Annotated in this window: 17 protein-coding genes; 6 read left to right on the top strand and 11 right to left on the bottom strand. The window is 34.6% G+C overall.

Annotation, left to right across the window (positions count from 1 at the left end):
- The first annotated feature begins 2 nt into the window (after nt 1-2).
- Together xseB and IP358_RS05270 are read left to right on the top strand one after the other, a co-directional pair.
- Nucleotides 3-206: an exodeoxyribonuclease VII small subunit gene (xseB, locus tag IP358_RS05275; RefSeq protein ID WP_006802542.1), complete on the top strand. Its 204-nt coding sequence runs from the start codon at nt 3-5 to the stop codon at nt 204-206.
- Nucleotides 206-991: a carbon-nitrogen hydrolase family protein gene (locus IP358_RS05270; protein WP_006802541.1), complete on the top strand. Its 786-nt coding sequence runs from the start codon at nt 206-208 to the stop codon at nt 989-991. The genes xseB and IP358_RS05270 overlap by 1 nt, the downstream gene beginning before the upstream one ends.
- Nucleotides 992-1043: 52 nt before the next feature.
- Here the strand turns inward: IP358_RS05270 and groL are convergent, their stop codons facing one another.
- Both groL and groES read right to left on the bottom strand, forming a co-directional pair.
- Complete coding sequence (gene groL, locus IP358_RS05265; protein WP_006802540.1) at nt 1044-2684, bottom strand: chaperonin GroEL; 1641 nt, start codon at nt 2682-2684, stop codon at nt 1044-1046.
- A gap of 22 nt (nt 2685-2706) precedes the next feature.
- A complete protein-coding gene (gene groES / locus IP358_RS05260) occupies nt 2707-2967 on the bottom strand; it encodes a co-chaperone GroES (RefSeq protein ID WP_006802539.1) in 261 nt (86 codons plus the stop codon).
- A 269-nt stretch (nt 2968-3236) separates the two neighbouring features.
- On the opposite strand from groES, the gene IP358_RS05255 reads away from it, so the two are divergent.
- From IP358_RS05255 to IP358_RS05240, 4 genes are all read left to right on the top strand, one after another.
- On the top strand, nt 3237-4409 hold the full coding sequence (locus IP358_RS05255; protein WP_006802538.1) for a pyridoxal phosphate-dependent aminotransferase: 1173 nt from the start codon (nt 3237-3239) through the stop codon (nt 4407-4409).
- A 268-nt stretch (nt 4410-4677) separates the two neighbouring features.
- Nucleotides 4678-6534, top strand: coding sequence for an RNA polymerase sigma factor RpoD (gene rpoD / locus IP358_RS05250; protein WP_370521198.1), 1857 nt, complete (start codon nt 4678-4680; stop codon nt 6532-6534).
- A 212-nt stretch (nt 6535-6746) separates the two neighbouring features.
- Nucleotides 6747-7112: a glycosyltransferase gene (locus tag IP358_RS05245; RefSeq protein ID WP_006802536.1), complete on the top strand. Its 366-nt coding sequence runs from the start codon at nt 6747-6749 to the stop codon at nt 7110-7112.
- Nucleotides 7113-7324: 212 nt separating this feature from the next.
- On the top strand, nt 7325-7789 hold the full coding sequence (locus IP358_RS05240; RefSeq protein WP_006802535.1) for a hypothetical protein: 465 nt from the start codon (nt 7325-7327) through the stop codon (nt 7787-7789).
- Between the two features lie 50 nt (nt 7790-7839).
- Here the strand turns inward: IP358_RS05240 and purH are convergent, their stop codons facing one another.
- From purH to ppsA, 9 genes are all read right to left on the bottom strand, one after another.
- Complete coding sequence (gene purH / locus IP358_RS05235; protein WP_006802534.1) at nt 7840-9372, bottom strand: bifunctional phosphoribosylaminoimidazolecarboxamide formyltransferase/IMP cyclohydrolase; 1533 nt, start codon at nt 9370-9372, stop codon at nt 7840-7842.
- A gap of 9 nt (nt 9373-9381) precedes the next feature.
- Nucleotides 9382-10455: an LptF/LptG family permease gene (locus tag IP358_RS05230; protein WP_006802533.1), complete on the bottom strand. Its 1074-nt coding sequence runs from the start codon at nt 10453-10455 to the stop codon at nt 9382-9384.
- Nucleotides 10452-11066 (bottom strand): aminoacyl-tRNA hydrolase, encoded by a 615-nt coding sequence (gene pth / locus IP358_RS05225; protein ID WP_006802532.1) that lies wholly within the window; start codon nt 11064-11066, stop codon nt 10452-10454. Before pth ends, IP358_RS05230 begins: the two co-directional genes overlap by 4 nt.
- Before the next feature lie 13 nt (nt 11067-11079).
- Nucleotides 11080-11616, bottom strand: coding sequence for a 50S ribosomal protein L25/general stress protein Ctc (locus IP358_RS05220; protein WP_006802531.1), 537 nt, complete (start codon nt 11614-11616; stop codon nt 11080-11082).
- A 69-nt stretch (nt 11617-11685) separates the two neighbouring features.
- Nucleotides 11686-12684 carry a transaldolase gene (locus tag IP358_RS05215; RefSeq protein WP_006802530.1) on the bottom strand — a complete coding sequence of 333 codons (999 nt, stop codon included), beginning with the start codon at nt 12682-12684 and terminating at the stop codon, nt 11686-11688.
- Between the two features lie 9 nt (nt 12685-12693).
- Nucleotides 12694-13317, bottom strand: coding sequence for a phosphoserine phosphatase SerB (serB, locus tag IP358_RS05210; protein ID WP_006802529.1), 624 nt, complete (start codon nt 13315-13317; stop codon nt 12694-12696).
- A 255-nt stretch (nt 13318-13572) separates the two neighbouring features.
- Nucleotides 13573-14442, bottom strand: a complete 870-nt coding sequence (locus IP358_RS05205; RefSeq protein WP_006802528.1) for an autotransporter outer membrane beta-barrel domain-containing protein — start codon at nt 14440-14442, stop codon at nt 13573-13575.
- A gap of 152 nt (nt 14443-14594) precedes the next feature.
- Complete coding sequence (locus IP358_RS05200) at nt 14595-15656, bottom strand: hypothetical protein (RefSeq protein ID WP_006802527.1); 1062 nt, start codon at nt 15654-15656, stop codon at nt 14595-14597.
- A 248-nt stretch (nt 15657-15904) separates the two neighbouring features.
- Entirely contained in the window at nt 15905-18328 is a 2424-nt protein-coding gene (gene ppsA / locus IP358_RS05195) for a pyruvate, water dikinase (protein ID WP_006802526.1), read from the bottom strand.
- Nucleotides 18329-18447: the final 119 nt, after the last annotated feature.

The raw sequence follows: 18447 nt of genomic DNA, 5'->3' as shown, positions 1-18447 counted from the left end.
TAATGGAACAAGCATTAAATTTTGAAGAGTATTTAGAGTGTGCCACACAAGCGTTAGAGAAGTTAGGCGATGAAAATATTAGCTTAAATGAAAGTTTAGAGCTTTATAAAAAAGGAATGGAAAACCTTCAAAAAGCACAAAAGTTACTAGAAACTGCACAAGTGCAATGTGAAACGATCAAAATGCAATATACAAAGGAATCTTAATGAAAATTGTCGCATTACAGCTTTCAAATACACGCACGCAAAGTGAGATAGAATCCTACATTAAAGCTTCTATTGACGCAAAAGCAAAGGTAGTTTTGCTTGGTGAGTATTTATTAAATCCATTTTTTAAGGATTTAGAGATTAAAAGGGGGCAGAAAACGCGTGTTTTAGAGAGAATTAAAATAGAGACTAACAAGATTTTAGAATTATCAGCGAAATATAATATCATCATTGTTGCGCCAGTTTTTGAAGTGATAAAAGACAAGATTTATAAAACGATTTTCATTTTAAACAAAGGTAAGGCACTAAGCTATCGGGCGCAAAGGCTAATGCCCTATGCACATTGGAATGAAGCGGAATTTTTCGCAAATACTCTATCAAAACATCCTAAAACCCCACCAATTTTTAATGTGGGGGGATTTAGATTTTCAGTGGTATTTGGGTATGAGTTGCATTTTGATGATTTTTGGTTGAAGTTAAAAGGGCAACGCGTAGATTGTGTGCTTTTACCTACAGCTTCTACTTTTGATTCTTCTTTGCGCTGGAGAAGTATCATTAAGATGCGTGCATTTTTAAATAATTGCTATATTTTGCGCGCAAATCGTATCGGGCAGTATCAAGATGCTCCAACACAGACTTTATGGAGTTTTTACGGAGATTCTTTATTTGTATCCCCAAATGGTGAAATTATGGACTGTTTGGGTGATAGAGAAGAAATGTTAGTTGCAGAAATTAACAAAAAGTATTTACAAGAAATTAGAGATTGTTGGCAGTTTAGCAAATAAGTTTGGTTGGAATCTAATTTAGATTCCAACTCTAAAAATAGGGGAGAGAGAATTACATCATTCCACCCATACCGCCCATTCCACCCATACCGCCCATATCAGGCATAGCTGGCTTGTCTTCTTTGATTTCGTGCACTGTTGCTTCTGTGGTTAAAAGCAGGCTTGAAACAGACACAGCATTTTGCAATGCAATTCTTGCAACTTTTAGTGGATCAATAATTCCTGCTTCAAACATATCCACATAATTCCCACTTGCTGCATCAAATCCATTGTTTGCATTAGAATCTTTTTCTACATTATTTACAACTACACCATCATCAAATCCTGCATTGCTTGCGATTTGCTTAAGCGGAGCAGAGATTGCGCGTTTAATAATTTCATAGCCGATTTTTTCATCGCCTTCTAAACTTAGATTTACCTTTGCTGCTGCACGCACTAATGCTGCACCACCACCGATAATAATTCCTTCTTCAACAGCTGCTTTTGTTGCGCTTAATGCGTCATCTACTCTATCTTTTTTCTCTTTCATTTCAACTTCACTTGCTGCACCAACTTTGATAACAGCTACACCGCCACTAAGTTTAGCTAGTCTTTCTTGAAGTTTCTCTCTGTCGTAATCACTTGTTGTTGCTTCAATTTGTGTTTTAATTTGCCCAACTCTCGCATTAACCGCATCTTTGCTACCTGCACCATCTACAATTGTTGTATTATCTTTATCAATTACAACCCTAGCTGCTTGCCCTAAATCTTCAATGCTTGCTGCTTCAAGAGTTTTTCCAAGCTCTTCGCTAATCACTTCGCCACCTGTTAAAGTTGCAATGTCTTTTAGCATTTCTTTTCTTCTATCGCCAAATCCCGGAGCTTTAACTGCTGCGATATTTAACACACCACGCAATTTATTTACAACTAAAGTTGTTAGTGCTTCTCCTTCAATGTCTTCAGCGATAATCAATAGAGGCTTGCCACTTTTCATTGTGGATTCCAAAAGTGGTAAAATATCTTTCATTGTAGTGATTTTTTTATCTGTTAATAAAATGTATGGATTTTCTAATTCTGTTTCCATTTTATCACTATTTGTTACAAAATAAGGACTTAAATATCCTCTATCAAATTGCATTCCCTCAACAACACTTAATTCATCGTTGATTCCCTTTGCTTCTTCAACGGTGATCACGCCATCCTTTCCAACTTTTTCCATAGCCTCAGCGATTAACTCACCAACTTTGGAATCAGAATTTGCAGAGATTGTAGCAACTTGTGCGATTTCTTTTTTACCGCTAACTGGTTTAGAAATCTTTTTAAGCTCTTCTGTAATTGCTTCTGCTGCCTTATCCATACCGCGTTTAACTTGTACAGGATTTGCACCCGCTGTAATGTTTCTTAAGCCCTCTTTAAAAATGCTATATGCAAGAACGGTTGCTGTCGTTGTTCCATCGCCTGCTGCGTCTGCTGTTTTGCTAGCAACTTCTTTAACAAGTTGTGCACCCATATTTGCAATAGGATCTGCTAGTTCAATCTCTTTTGCCACAGAAACGCCATCTTTTGTTATACTTGGCGCACCAAAACTTTTTTGAATCAACACATTGCGTCCGCGTGGTCCCATTGTTACCTTAACTGCATCACTGAGTTGTTTCACACCTTCATATAAACGATTTCTCGCGCTATCTGAAAAATTAATCTCTTTACTTGCCATTTTCTATCCTTTCTTTAATAAATTAAGCAATTACGCCCAAAACATCTTCAAGTTTTAAAATCAAATATTCCTTACTGTCAAGTTTTACTTCTGTGCCAGAATACTTGCCAAATACAACTTTATCATTAACGCTTACTTCTTTCACTTCTGTACCAATTGCCTTAACAATCCCCTCAAGTGGCTTTTCTTTTGCATTATCAGGGATAATGATTCCAGATGCTGTTGTTGTATTTTCTTCAAGTCTTTCTACTAAGACTCTTTCTCCAAGTGGTTTAAAATTCATAGAATTACCTCCAAATTAATTTATTTTAAAAACATAGAATTATAATAGGTTTTTTCTCTCTTGTCAATACTTTTAGTTAAAAAATTCATAATACTTTAGTCTTATTGACTAAATATTAATTAGTTTATACTACTAATACTTGCGATTATGAGATTATAAAGTCGGAATCTAAAATCACAGCACCGCTTTCTTTTTGTTCTTAAAATTTAGTAGTAATAAAGGAAAAAAACTATATTCTTTTTGAAATTTAACTTCATTTAGGAGATATTATGCAAGCCTATTATGCAAATCGCGTTACTAATCTTTCAGAATCTATTACAATTGCTATTAGCACGCTAGCAAGAGAGCTAAAAGCGCAAGGCAAAGACATTTTATCTTTTTCTGCTGGAGAGCCAGATTTTGATACGCCGCAAGTCGTTAAGGATGCTGCAATTTTAGCAATTAATGAAGGTTTTACAAAATACACTGCGACTATTGGAATTCCAGATTTGCTTAGTGCAATTAGTGATAAACTTGCAAGGGATAATAATCTTAGCTATTCTCTAAAAGAAATTATTGTTACAAGTGGTGCAAAACACGCGCTTTTTAATATATTTCAAGCATTGATTGACAAAGGTGATGAAGTGATAATTCCAAGTCCTTATTGGGTAACTTATCCTGAACTTGTAACTTTTAGCAATGGTAAAAATATTTTTATTGAAACTTCTCAAGAAAACAATTTTAAGATCACCATAGAGCAACTCAAATCCGTTATTACTCCAAAAACAAAAATGCTTATTTTAACAACACCTTCTAATCCAACCGGAATGGTTTATTCTCGCCAAGAACTAGAAGCAATAGGGGAAGTGTTAAAAGGGACAAATATTTGGGTGTTAAGTGATGAGATTTATGAAAAGCTTGTGTATGATGGTGCTTTTACATCTGCTGGAAGCATCAGCAGTGATATGCTTGAGCGCACAATTACTATTAATGGTTTAAGTAAAGCTGTTGCAATGACGGGTTGGCGAATGGGGTATCTTGCTACCAAAGATCAAAAACTCTGTAAGCTTATCAATGGTTTTCAAAGTCAATCATTATCTAATATCAATTCTATTACACAAAAAGCAGCAATTACTGGGCTTAATGGAAGTGCAGATGAGGATATTAAAAATATGCGTATGGCATTTAAACAAAGGCGTGATTTTGCGTGTGAAAAAATAAACGCAATTAATGGATTGAGCGTAGTTAAGCCTGATGGTGCGTTTTATCTTTTTGTGGATTGCAGTAGTATTGCTAAAGATTCTATGCAGTTTTGTAAAGATTTGTTAGAACGGGCAGGGGTGGCTGTTGTGCCTGGAACTGGCTTTGGAATGGATGGGTATTTTAGGTTTTCTTTTGCTACAGATTTAAAAAGTATTGAAGAAGGAATCCAAAGGATTGCAGGCTTTGTTGCTGGTTATTAGCTGTGAATCTAAAATGTATTTACATTTTAGATTCCACTAGCTCCATTTTCAATTTATTTATCTACTACTTACTTATCATTTTACCTTATATTTACCAACACTTATCATTTACCCATTTTGCTTAAAAACTATTTTAAAACTATATAATAAAATTTAAAGACTATATAATAAACTTACTTTCAACAAATTTCGCTATAATGCGTGATTTTTCAAATCTTTAATCATTTAAATTGAGTGATGATTCTACATTCTATTCTTTGGAGTTTCTATGTCTGCAAAAACTATCAATCAACAGCTTGATGAATTGTTTAAAAATGCCACCAAATATGTTTCTTATGAAAAAATCGCACAAGTTTTAGTTAAACTTCCCACAGCAGCCCAAGCAAAAAAAGTAAGTGAATTAGCAAAAAAATATAAAAAACAATTAATGGCAGCTTCAGAGGTTGCAAAAATTTTAAATCAAGATGATGCAAGAAAGATTAAAGAAGATAAAAAACGCCTTTTAGATGAAGAATTAGAAGATGAATTTGACTTTATGAAAGAAAGGGAGCTTTTAGAGTGGAGTAGAAGTGATAGCCCTGTTAGAATGTATCTTAGAGAAATGGGACAAATCCCACTTCTAACAAGAGATGAAGAAATAGAATTAAGCAAAAACATAGAGCTTGGAGAAAATATTATCTTAGATGCAATCTGCTCTGTGCCTTATTTAATAGATTTTATCTTAGATTACAAAGAAGCTTTAATTAATAGAGAAAGAAGAGTTAAAGAGCTTTTTAAAAGCTTTGATGATGAAGAAGATAAAGAAGAAGAGAGTGAAGAAGTAGATGAAGAAAATGAAGAAATAGAAACAGAAGAGGAAGATTCTAAAAAACCTATTTCTAAAAAAGATCAAAAAAGAGTAGAAAAAGTTCTTGTTAGTTTTAAAGCACTAGAAAAAGCTAAAAAAGATTGGTTAAAAACTTGGGAGCTAGAAAATGGAGATGAAACTTCTAAAGATATGCTCTATCTCTTAACCCTAGCACATAAAAAACAATTCTTAAAAGAAAAGCTTTTAGACTTAGGACCAACCAGTAAGCTCATCAATGAGCTTGTTAAAGCAATGGAAAACACAATTAAAAGTGATGAAGGATTTGATAAGGAATTAAAGCGTTTAGAATACCGTTTACCCCTTTTTAATGATATGCTCTTAGAAAACCATAAAAAGATTTTAGAAAATATCACAGAAATGAACAAAACAGAAATCACAGCAGCAGTGCCAGAAGCTACAATGGTTTCAACCTATATGGAAATTAAAAAACTCTTTCAAACGAAAGCTGCAAGTGAGGGAAGCTTTGATTTAGAACCAGAAAAGCTTAAACAAATCCTAGAACAAATTAAAAGGGGGAAAGATATTGCTGATAAAGCCAAAACAAAAATGGCTAAATCTAATTTAAGGCTTGTGGTGAGTATTGCAAAGCGTTATACAAACAGAGGGCTTCCCTTTTTAGACTTAATCCAAGAAGGCAATATTGGATTAATGAAAGCTGTGGATAAATTTGAGTATAAAAAGGGGTATCGCTTTTCAACCTATGCAACTTGGTGGATAAGACAAGCAATTTCAAGAGCTATTGCCGATCAAGCCCGCACTATTAGAATCCCTATCCATATGATTGAAACTATTAATCGTATTAATAAAATTATGCGCAAATGCTTACAAGAAGAAGGAAAAGAACCCGATTTAGAAAAAATTGCTGAAGAAGTAGGCTTACCTTTAGATAAAGTTAAAAATGTGATTAAAATCACTAAAGAACCTATTAGCCTTGAAGCTCCAATAGGTAATGGAGAAGATGGTAAGTTTGGAGACTTTGTAGAAGATAAAAGTGCAGTAGGTCCAATGGATCATATCTTAAAAGAAGATCTCAAAAGTCAAATTGATGATGTGTTAGATCAACTTAATGAAAGAGAAAAAGCAGTAATTAGAATGCGTTTTGGATTATTAGATGATGAATCTGATAGAACACTAGAAGAGATTGGAAAAGAACTTAATGTTACAAGAGAGAGAGTTAGACAAATAGAATCTAGTGCTATTAAAAAACTTAAACATCCAAAAGTAGGAAGAAAGCTTAAGAATTATATTGAGGAATAAATTATAGTTTAAAGTTAAAAGTGTGCAGTTGCAGATTTAATATCCCACAAAGAGGAGAGAAAAATGAAAAAACATTCCTTTGGAGTTTTGTTGTGTGCGACTTTGTGATTCTGCATTTGTTATTGGAGCACTAATAGTAAATATTAAGCAAAAAATGCGAGAAAGTGGGCAAGATATAGATATTTTTTTATTGTATTCATGATGGTTTTAGTTTGAGTGATCAAGAGGCTTTGCTTAGAGTTACTGGGAGTAGTAAGGTGCATTTTGAATCCTTTAGCAAAGAGGATTTTTTGCAAAAATTAAATACTTTTGCAAAAACTTCCATTACTCTGCATAATAATGGCTTCTTGTCGCGTTGGACGCATATGGTGTATGCTTGTTTTGAGGGATTTAGATTTTTAGATGAGTGCGAATGTATAGTGTATTTGGATTTTGATATCTTATTGCTTCAAGAAATTGGGCATTTAAAGGATTTGCGAAAGCAAGGTTATATGCTAGCTGCCAATGGCGGAAAGAATTCTCTTAAATTAAGTTTGGCCTTCTGCGCCACAAGAATTTGCCAATTTGAATATTTTTAGAACAGGAATTATAGTGTTTAATGACACAATAGAAAATCCTTTAGAATGCTATGATTTTATTTATCGTCAAAGTGCGTTAAATACTTTAAATGATCAGGCAATTTTTTCTTTGCTTATTTTTGAAAAAAATTAAAAATAAAAAATTTAAATAACCGTTATGCTGATAGTGTGCTATGGCTATTAAATTGCAATCCTGTTTTTAATTCACGCATATGGTAAAAAAAAATCGCTTTTGGAATAATAGGCTTTGTAATCAAATTTGGAAACAATGGAATTTCTACTATGAACAATGGTTAAAGGCTGGTGGTAGTTTAAATACAAAGGGATTTATAGCAAGGACAACTTATGGCTATGAAAGGGTCCGTTATCATCTGTCTTATAAACTTAGTTATGCCATTATTAATAATTATAAAAGCTTTAGGGGATGCCTAAAGTTACCTTTTGTTCTTATTGCGATTGTGCTAAAGCATAAGAGAGAAGCAAAATTTTATGAATGTATTATTCAAAAGGAGCCACATTTAAAATTACCTCCTTTGAGTTCTTATGAGGATTACAAAAGCGCAATACGGGAAAAACAAACTTTTTCTTATAGGCTTGGAAGCGCACTTATAAAAGCTTGTAAAACTTTTCACAAGGGGGGGGATTCCTTGAATTTTTTGCAGTTGCTAAGGAATTAAAAAAGAATTACGCTTCTAGCTTATAGTTAAAAATTTTTATAAAAACTAATCTAGTGCAAGAAATGGCGTTTTCCACTAAAATACAATGCGATCCCATTTGTATTTGCACACTCAACCACTTCATCGTCTCTTATGCTTCCGCCAGGCTCAATCACAGCGCTAACGCCTACTTTATGTGCTTCTTCGATGCTATCTTTAAAAGGAAAAAACGCTTCGCTTGCAAGCACGCAACCTTTTAAATCTAATCCCATATCTTGTGCCTTTCTAATTGCTGCCTTTGCGGCATCCACACGGCTTGTCATTCCCATTCCAACAGCAACCATTGCAGAATCTTTGACATATACAACACAATTAGACTTCACGAGGCTTGCAAGTTTATAGGCGATCTCTAAGTCTTGCATTTGTGCTTGTGTGGCTTGTCTTTGGCTAACACATTTCGCGCCTGTAACCTCGTTGCTATCCACATAATCGGAGTCTTGTAAAACAAATCCCCCTTCAATATGTTTAAAATCTTGTGCATCTTTTGGGAATTTTAGGGTTTTTCCTCCACAAACAAAAAGCTTGATTTTCTTTTTAGCGTCAAATTCTTTTAGGGCTTCTTGTGAGATTTCAGGGGCAATAAGCACTTCAATAAAGATTTTATTAATTTCTTGTGCTAGGGCAAGATCTACTGGAGCATTTACTGCTACAACGCCACCAAAGGCAGATATGCTATCACATTTTAATGCTTCTTTATAAGAGTCTAGAGCATTACTCTTTAGTGCAAATCCACAAGGATTTCCGTGTTTTACAATGCAAACACAGGGGGCTCCCCCAAAGCTTGAGGCAATTTTAACAGCACTATTAATATCTGTTAAATTGTTAAAACTTGCTTCGCCTTTTAGGGTTTTAAAAGTGCTAGAGTAGAAGTTTTCAAACTCATAATACGCACCTTTTTGATGGGGATTTTCACCGTAGCGTGTAGGAGATACAAGTTTTCCACTGATAAAATGTGATTCACCAAAACCGCCATTAAAGCGTTGATTCATATAGTTTGCTATCATGCAATCATAACTTGCGGTGTGTTCAAAAGCCTTTATCATCATTTGTTGGCGAAATTCCAAGGTGTTTTGATCGTTTTGTAGTTTTTCTAAAACCTTTGTATAATCGCTAGGATTTGTAACAATTAGCACAGACGCGAAGTTTTTTGCCGCGGCACGCACCATAGATGGACCGCCTATGTCAATGTTTTCAATGATTGTATCAAAATCATTAGTGTGTTCAATGGTGGCTTTAAAAGGATAGAGATTTACGCATACCAGGTTAATGTTTGCGATTCCATATTCTTTGGCGATTTTTAAATCTTCACTGTTGTTGCGGCGATGTAGGATTCCGCCGTGGATTTTTGGGTGTAAAGTTTTTACGCGCCCACCAAACATTTCTGGGCTTTGTGTATAGCTACTAACATCTTGGGCTTGGACATTGTTTTGCTCTAGTGTTTTAAGTGTGCCACCTGTGGATAAAATTGTGTATCCTAGAGAAACAAGTCCCTTTGCAAACTCTATAATCCCACTTTTATCGCTCACGCTTAATAATGCTGTCATTGTAACTCCTTATGTTTTTAAGATTTTATAAAAGCAAAAACTGCTAGCTAAAAATAATGTAAATATTGGCATTATCACGCTAAATTCTGGCTGCAAAAAGCCACTAATTGATAGTTTTGAGAAACTAAAAAAGATCCCCCAAGTTATCAGAACGCCTAAAATCATCGCTAAAGTCATTAAGCTAAAGTTTGCGTAACGATTGGAATTTGGGATAAAAACAGCAAGGCAAATCATAATCAAAGGTGCAAATAGAGGGAAAAAGAGTAGATTGTAAAGCGCACCACGCACTTTTTGTGTGTTTGCATTTTGTTCTTTTAAAAGCATAAAAGCTTCAAAGGCATCAAGTATTGAAATGCTTCCTTGCTTTTCATAAATATTATCTAGAATCTTTGGCTTAAAGTCGTGCAAGGTTTTATAGGTGGTTTCTTTTTGTATTTTTAGTGGATTTTTGCCAAGCTCTAGGTTATCATCAAGTGTAGTGATAGTTACATTTTCTAAAATCCAGTCTTGCCCATTAAATTGTGCCATCTTGGATTCTACAATGCGTGTCAGGCTGTTTTGGGTTGGATTAATCTCATAAACAATTACGCCTTCAGCTCTTTGAAGCAGGGGGTAGATTTTTTTAAAATAAATATAATTTTGATTGTATTTTACAAATAAATCGCTTTTGTAATTGCCTACAAAACCTTGATCAATGATTAAATCCACGCGTTCTTTTGCATAGGCAAAAGGGGTGGCATTTAAAGCGATAAATAAAAGAGTGATACAAAAACTTAGTAAAAATATAGGATAAAAAATCTTGATTTTTGCAAATCCGAGTGCTAAAAATGCTGTAAATTGCGAGCTTTTTAATAAGTTTATTAAAAGCACAATTTGCGCAAGAATTAAAGATAAAGGCAAAATGAATTGTGAAGCATACATAAAATCATAGGCTAGCAGAAGAATAAAAAGATTTGCAGAGCTTGGTAGATCATCAAGAAATTTAACTAAATCAATAGCAACAAAAAAACATTCCAAAGAAACAAAAAGATAGAAAAAATATTTTAAATACAAAAAGCTAACATAGCGAAAAAAGAGTTTCATTGTGCCTCTTTAGAAGGGTTTTTAAAAGGTAAAAAGTTGGAATCCATTTTTGGTGTGAGTGTCCATTTGCTAGAAATTTGACTAGAAAGATTATCGCTTGATTCGAGTTTAGCAATCTCTAAAGCGGCGTTTGCTGAGTGTGTGATTAAGTTTTGATTATGTGCTTCTTCTGTGGTATTAAAATCCTGTAAAACCCAGTCTATCACCTGTGATTTTATGGTAGGTTTTCCAATTCCATATCGGATTCTATAATACGCATTTCCACAAAGTGTGTCAATAGACTTTAAGCCATTGTGTCCGCCACTGCTTCCGCCAAATTTAAACTTTATTGCTCCAAAAGGCAAATCTAAATCATCGTGTATAATTAAAAAATCTGTGATTTTATAGAAGTTTAACACGCTTTGAACAGATTTTCCAGAAAGATTCATAAAAGTTTGGGGCTTTAAAAGTAGCATTTGAGAGCTTTTATAAAGCTCTCCTTGGAAGTCTTTTGCGCTTTGTTTTACTGCATTTAGGCTTTGGACTAGGGAGTCAATAACCCTAAAGCCAATATTGTGGCGATTATTTTGGTATTTTTGCCCGGGATTTCCTAAACCCACTATTAGAAACATTAAACATTAAGCATTAGCGAGATTTAATTACACCAACAATGGCAACATCATCGCGTTCAACGATTTTTACACCATTAAATGCCGGTAAATCACGCACAAGCACAACATCACCGACATCTAAGTCACTCACATTAATTTCATAATCTTTAGGGAGATTTTCAGGTGCTGCTTTAACTTTAATGCGCTTTTTAGACATCATTAAAACACCCTTATTTTTAAGTCCTTTTGGAGTGCCAATTGTGCGAACCTTCACAGAATATTTTGCTTCAATCCCTTTTTGCGCTAGCATTAAATCCACATGGATAATCTCGCTAGTAATTGGATCTTTTTGGTATTCTTGGATTACAACAGGATATTTTTGTGAGCCAACTTCTACTTCAAAGATTAAATCTGTTTTTTTCTTAACTTCCCTAATAAAGTCATTGCGTTTAAACGCGCAATGGAGATTTTCCTTGCCTTTTCCATAGATATTAGCAATTAGATAACCATTTTTTCTTAGGGCTTTTGTATCTGCCTTTGAAATACTCTCTCTAATTATTCCACTTAACATTTGTTGTCCTTAAAATTAAAATAAAAATTGCTATTATAGCACTTTTTGCAAAAACTATGTTTAAAATTTTTATAAACTCTCTAAAATTTTAGAAAATGCTATCTTAAAGTCATTCAACCCTTGTTCTAGCAACTCTTGGGAGATGGAATCCAAATTCACTCCTGCATCTTTGACGCTTTTTAAAAACTCTTCAAGCTCTTCTATGCTTGGTAGATACGCTTCACTAGCTTCATTGTAGTTAAATGCCGAGATTGCCGAGAGTGGAGCAGTGTTAATCGCATAGGGGTGGTAGAGTTCCTTAATATAATATGCTGGTTCTAAATCATCACCTTTAACTCCTGTGCTAGCAAATAACGCACGCACGCCCGGAAGTGCGTAGCTATTTAGAATATGGTAGAGATATTGCGCGTTTTTAATGCCTAGTGTGGCACTTGGGATTCCGTGTTCTTTTAAGATGGAATCGCATTTGCGATCAAAGCGTGATACAAAGATACTAACCACTGCGCGCGGCAAGTCTTTTAACTCTTTTTTGCTTATTTGCTTAAGTTTTTCATAACCTTTTTTAAAGGCTTCCATACAGCCGATAACTTGGGTTTTGTTAAAAACAAGAGTGGCATTTACAGATATTCCTTGCGTGATTAGCTCTTCCATTGCGCTAAATCCAGCTTTTGTAGCAGGGATTTTAATCATTACATTAGGATAATTAATAGCATTAAATAGACGGATTCCTTCTTCAGTGGTTGCCTTGGCGTTATCGCATAAATTAGGATCAACTTCAATGCTAATATAACCATCATTTGGATTGTTATCATAAAGAGGCTTTAAAATCTCTGCTGCCCTTTGAATATCAGCTTTGGCTAAGGCTTCATAAATGCTTTTTTTATCTAAATCTTTTAAGGAATCTTTTTGTGCTTGGTAGCTTTCATTTAATAAAGCCTGTTGAAAGATTGTCGGATTGCTTGTAGCACCATTTATGATTCCATCTTGAACCATTTTTATAAAGTCATTTTCTAAAAAGTTGCGTTCAATAAAATCGCACCAAAGCGAGAATGAAATATTTTCTTGCATAAAGTCTCCTTAGTCTAAATGTTGCACAATTTGCATTAAATCTTTTTCATCTACAATGATATTTGCCGCTTCTTTAAGGATAGGCTTAGCGCAAAATGCAACCTTTTTTTTGGCGCATTTAAACATTGAAATATCATTTGCTCCATCTCCTATGGCAATGGTGTTTTCATAGCTTGCATTAAGAAGTGTTTGGATTTTTTCCATCATTCTCCCTTTGGAATAACCAAACATCATTTCGCCACCTACTTCGCCAGTTAGGATTCCATCTTTATGGTGAAGTTTATTGCTAAAATGAATATGGTAGCCTAGTACCTTTTGCCCAGCACTCACGCCCTCATCAAATCCTCCACTAAAAACAACAACTCTGTAATTTCTGGCTTTTAGCTCACTAATTAGCTCTTTTGCTCCATTATTATATGTTAGGTTGTTACAAATCTCTTGGACTTTGGCGAGTGGCATTCCTTTAAGTGTGGCAACGCGGAGCTTTAAACTTTGGTGAAAATCCATTTTGCCACCCATTGCTTCTTTTGTGATAGCACTCACAGCATCTGCGCTTCCGTGCGCTTTTGCTAATAAATCAATGGTTTCTCCATCCATTAAAGTGGAATCAAAATCAAAAACAGCTAGTTTCACAAAAATCCTTTGTTCAAAAAACAAGCATTATACATTTTTATTGTAAAAGCAATCTAATATAAAAAAGTAAATTATTTCTGAAATATTTTTTTAAGATTGAAAGGTTCCCCTGCCAAAGAAAGGCAGGGAGAATGAAGACAACGAAGCTCTAAGATTAAATAGCTAAGTCTTTGCAGAAATTAGAATTTTAGAATTTATATTTAATTCCCACATTACCACTAAGATAAGTTTCATCTTTGGAATCTACTTTTCCACCTAAAGGTGTTTAGCACCAATTCCTGCATTAAGACTTAAAGAATCATTGATATTCATACTGCCACCAATAATAATTTGCCCATAAGTTTTCTTTTTATCAGAACCTTCAATGCTAAAATTAGAAGTTGAACCTATAAACTTCGCAACATAATCATCACCATTATTAATAACATATTGCTCTATTTTTGGAGTAATGAAAAGATAAGAATTTTCATTAACATATTTTCTAAACTCAGCTCCTGCTTCTAAAGAGACGGAATTACTAGACATACTGCGAATATGTTTTGCTAATACACCTGTTTCTGTATAATCTGGAGTATATCCATAATAATAATTAACACCCGCAAAAGGCTCATTTGCACTTAAGTCAAAAAATCTTTGTGTATAGTCTGCATTAACAATTCCTGTTGTCAATGTATTTTCTAAATCTGTTTTAGAGAGTTGTCCATACGCTTTGGCATTTAATTCCCAAGTTGGAGCAAATTTATAATTTGCATAAAATCCTAATTGGAAGTTATCAGATTCGCTTGTAGAGCCACTATCTTTAATTTCAGAATTAGAATAAGTTCCATAAACTCCCAATAATACAGCATCTGTAATTTGTCTATCATAACCAATGCTAACTCCATATAAAGAACCATTATCTCCATCAATAATATTAGCTCCTCCAAAAGCATTAGCCCAAACACTATTTACGGAATTATTGATTCCGTAATAATCAAATTTTGTATCAGAATCTAAGGCAGCAAGTTTAGAGTCTCTTAGGAGTTTTGCAAGCGCATAAGGATTAGAATATTGCACATTTCTTGCAGTAATAGAAGTTTCATTGGAGATATTCATAGCTGTATTAGCACTAGAATTTGCACCCATAGAGTCTGTTTGAGATTTTGCAGAGGATTCGATGGAATCTACAAGTGGCTTTAATTGCTTTCCTAAATTGAGTGTAATGCTAGATTTTTCAGCATTGCCAAAAGCAGAGCTAAGTAGGCTTCCTAGGATTCCTTCAGCAAGCTTATCATCTTTTAACCCTGGTCTAAAATTTCAATAAAGTCTTTTCCACTTCCAGTAGAAGTCCCTAATGCTGCAATTTTTTTATCAATTTCTTGTTTTCTTTTGTTAATTTCATCTTTAAAAGCGTTCAAGTTTTCATCCGGTTTGCTGTTAAGGATTGCTTTGTCTAGCTCTAAAATTGCTTTTAAATCTGTTACTTTGTCTGTTAATTTGCTTGTTGCAATTAAAAGTTCTCTATCTCCTTTTTTAACAGAGAGTGTATATTCTGCAAATACACTTGTATCAGTTGCGTTAAATGCACCTTGTTGAAAATACATTGCACCACTTAAATCTGTGTTTGGTGGAAGTTCAGATAAAGTTTTTCTTACAAATGGCTTTGCTTCATTAGAAGTTGTAATATCTGTATTAAAACTGCCAGCATTAATATAAGTAAATTCGCTTCCTAGATCAAGTTTAGAGACATCATTGCACTCAATTACAAATAAAGAATTTTTAATATCTGCTTTTTCATATACTCTAAAATTTCCACCTTCACCTTTACCGCCCTTGTCGCTATCATCTATATTTAAGCCACCATTAAAATTGTCATAGCCATTAACTAAAAGAATGGAAGCAATTTTGGCTTTGTCATCATCGCTATAAACAGATCCTGTTGGTTTTTGAGTTCCTGTTAGAGTAAAATTGCGAGCATCTGTATAGGATTGCCCATATATGGATTGTAATCTAATATCTGTTGCTGTAATATCTTTTGCGTTAAAATTGAAATTTGTAATAAAGCTTCCATCGTCTATTAATGTTAAATCAGCATTGTCAATATTGATATGCACGCGCTCTTTATCATTTCCTTCATCTTTTCCAGAAAGTTCCCAAAAAGGACTTCGGTTTCCAAAGGTTATATTTACACTTCCTTCACAATTGGTAGTGCAGTTGTTTTTATAGTTGATGATATTTTGATCATCCATTGGGTTAAAGTATTGATGAATATCAGAATCGTAGTTGATTGTGATATTTTCGTTTAAAGTTGTGCTTGCATTTGCTACATTTCCTAGGCTTGCTAAAATCCCTAAGCCCAATAAAGCTCAACTTACACTGATTGAAATTTTTGACATTTTTTCTCCTTATTAAATAAAATGAAAACGAAATTTTATCTCCCCCCCTGAAAAGTCAAGGGCAAAATGAAAAAAAATTGAAATCTTTTTAGCTTATAAAATTTTTGTATGGATTTTAAAATTGACTTTTGTGCTTTTAGGGAAGTGAAATAATGAAGAATAAAATGCGGAGAAGAGTTGCATAACGCACAAAATGTGCATTATGCAATCAATTAAGAGATTCCTAGTTTTTTCTCTAATTTTACAATTCTATCCCAAGTTTCAATAATGGAATCGGGATTTAATGAGATAGAAGTGATACCATTTTCTACTAAAAACTCCGCGATTTCTGGGTAGTCGCTTGGTGCTTGCCCACAGATTCCGCAATACTTTTCGTGCTTTTTACACGCTTCAATTGCCATTTTAAACATTTTAAGCAATGCCGGATTTCTCTCATCAAAGACATGGCTTACAAGCTCTCCATCTCTATCTACGCCTAAGGTGAGTTGTGTTAAGTCATTTGAACCAATAGAGAAGCCATCAAAAAGTTGTAAGAATTCATCAGCTAAAATCACATTTACAGGCAATTCGCACATTACATAGATTTCTAAACCATTTTCACCTTGAACAAGACCATTTTTGCGCATAATCTCTAAAACTCTGCGTCCTTCTTCTGGTGTTCTAAGGAATGGCACCATAATTTTCATATTTGTAAAGCCCATTTCATTTCTAGCCATTGCTAGGGCTTGACACTCCCATTCAAAAGCTTGGCGGTATTGTTCAGAATAATAGCGACACGCACCGCGATAGCCAATCATTGGATTTTCTTCGTGGGGTTCATAATCTTTTCCGCCTACCATTCTGCAATATTCGTTAGATTTAAAATCACTTGTGCGGACAATCACAGGCTTTGGATAGAAAGCTGAAGCAATCATTCCTACACCTTCAGCGATTTTTTTAATAAAAAAGTCTTTAGGATTAGCATAACCAGACATAATCTCTCTAACGCCTTCAACGCCGTCAAACTCTTTGTTTCCATTGTGTAAATCAATGAGTGCTAAAGGGTGAGCTTTAATGTAGTTATTAATAATAAACTCCATTCTAGCAAGCCCTACGCCATTATTAGGAATCATTGAGAAAGCAAAGGCTTTTTCAGGGTTTCCAATATTCATATAAATCTTTGTTTTAGGTTGCTCTAAGCTTGCTAAATCAATCTTTTCAATTTCAAAAGGATGGATTCCAGCATACACAAAGCCATCTTCACCTTCTGCGCAAGAAACAGTAACTTCCATTCCGGTTTCTAGCTTTTCTGTTGCACCCACTGCGCCTACAATTGCTGGAACACCGATTTCGCGCGCAACAATTGCTGCGTGGCAAGTTCTTCCTCCGCGATTTGTAATAACAGCGGAAGCCTTTTTCATTGCAGGCTCCCAATCTGGATCTGTATTATCTGTAACAAGAATTTCGCCTTGCTTTAGTTCTCCCATATTTGCGATATTATCAATCACACGGATTTTGCCTGTGCCAATTTTACCGCCTACTGCTTTTCCAGTAAGGATAATTTCTTTTTTCTCTTTTTCTTTAAAGAAGTATTTTTCAAGCATATTGCTTTGTTTTTTCATTTTTTGACTTTGCACGGTTTCTGGGCGTGCTTGCACAATGAAAAGTTCGCCACTATTGCCATCTTTTGCCCATTCCATATCCATTGGGCGATACTCTCCAGCCTCTTTAGAGTAGTGCTTTTCAATTAAAATTGCATAGCGTGCTAGTGTTAAAACTTCATCATCATTTAATGAAAAACTTTTAAGCTCTTCTTCTGTGGTTTCAATGTTTTTTGTGGGGTGTGATGCTCCGGGTGCTGCATAAACCATTTTAATATTTTTATGACCTAGTTGTCGCTTTAAAATCGGGCGTTTTCCTAATTCTAAAGCCGGTTTAAAGACATAAAATTCATCAGGATTTACCGTTCCGCCCACAACATTTTCTCCAAGCCCCCAGCTTGAAGTGATAAATACAGCGTCTTTAAAGCCTGTTTCTGTATCAATACTAAACATAACCCCGGAGCTTCCTTTATCAGAACGCACCATTTTTTGCACGCCAACAGAAAGCGCAACTTTAAAATGATCAAATCCTCTTGATGCACGGTAGCTTACCGCTCTATCTGTAAAGAGTGAAGCAAAGCAAGATTTCACATAATGGATAAGCTCTGTTTGCCCTTGAACGCTTAAATAAGTATCTTGCTGTCCCGCAAAAGACGCATCAGGCAAATCTTCAGCGGTAGCAGAGCTTCTAACAGCAACATCAGCCTCTTCCATTTTATATTCTTCGCTTAAGATTCTATATGCTTCTAAGATTTCCTTGCGTAAATCTTCAGGCAGTGGTGTTCCAAAAATCATATCGCGGATTTTTTTGGAGCGAACATTTAATACATCAATTTCTGTTACATCAATCCCATCAAGCAATTCTCTAATTTTTTCTCTAATCCCAGCACTATCTAGCAAATACCAATAGGCTTCACTTGTGATTGCAAATCCATTTGGAACTTTGATTCCCATAGGCACAAGCTCTTGAAACATTTCGCCAATACTTGCATTTTTTCCCCCAACTATGGGAACATCTCTATTGTTTAACTCTTTGAAAAACTTGATGTATTTCATTGTTACTTTTCTCCTTAAATTTTTCCAAACAATTCTAAATTGCCATAAAGCAAAACGCGCATATTTTACAGAATTTAACTTTATTGCATTCTTAGTTTATCTCTACTTTATACGCCATT

The sequence above is a fragment of the Helicobacter winghamensis ATCC BAA-430 genome, from assembly GCF_028751035.1.
GTDB classification, from domain to species: Bacteria; Campylobacterota; Campylobacteria; order Campylobacterales; family Helicobacteraceae; genus Helicobacter_D; species Helicobacter_D winghamensis.
The sequence above is the reverse complement of the archived record's forward strand: the minus strand, read 5'-3'. Positions and strand labels throughout refer to the sequence as shown.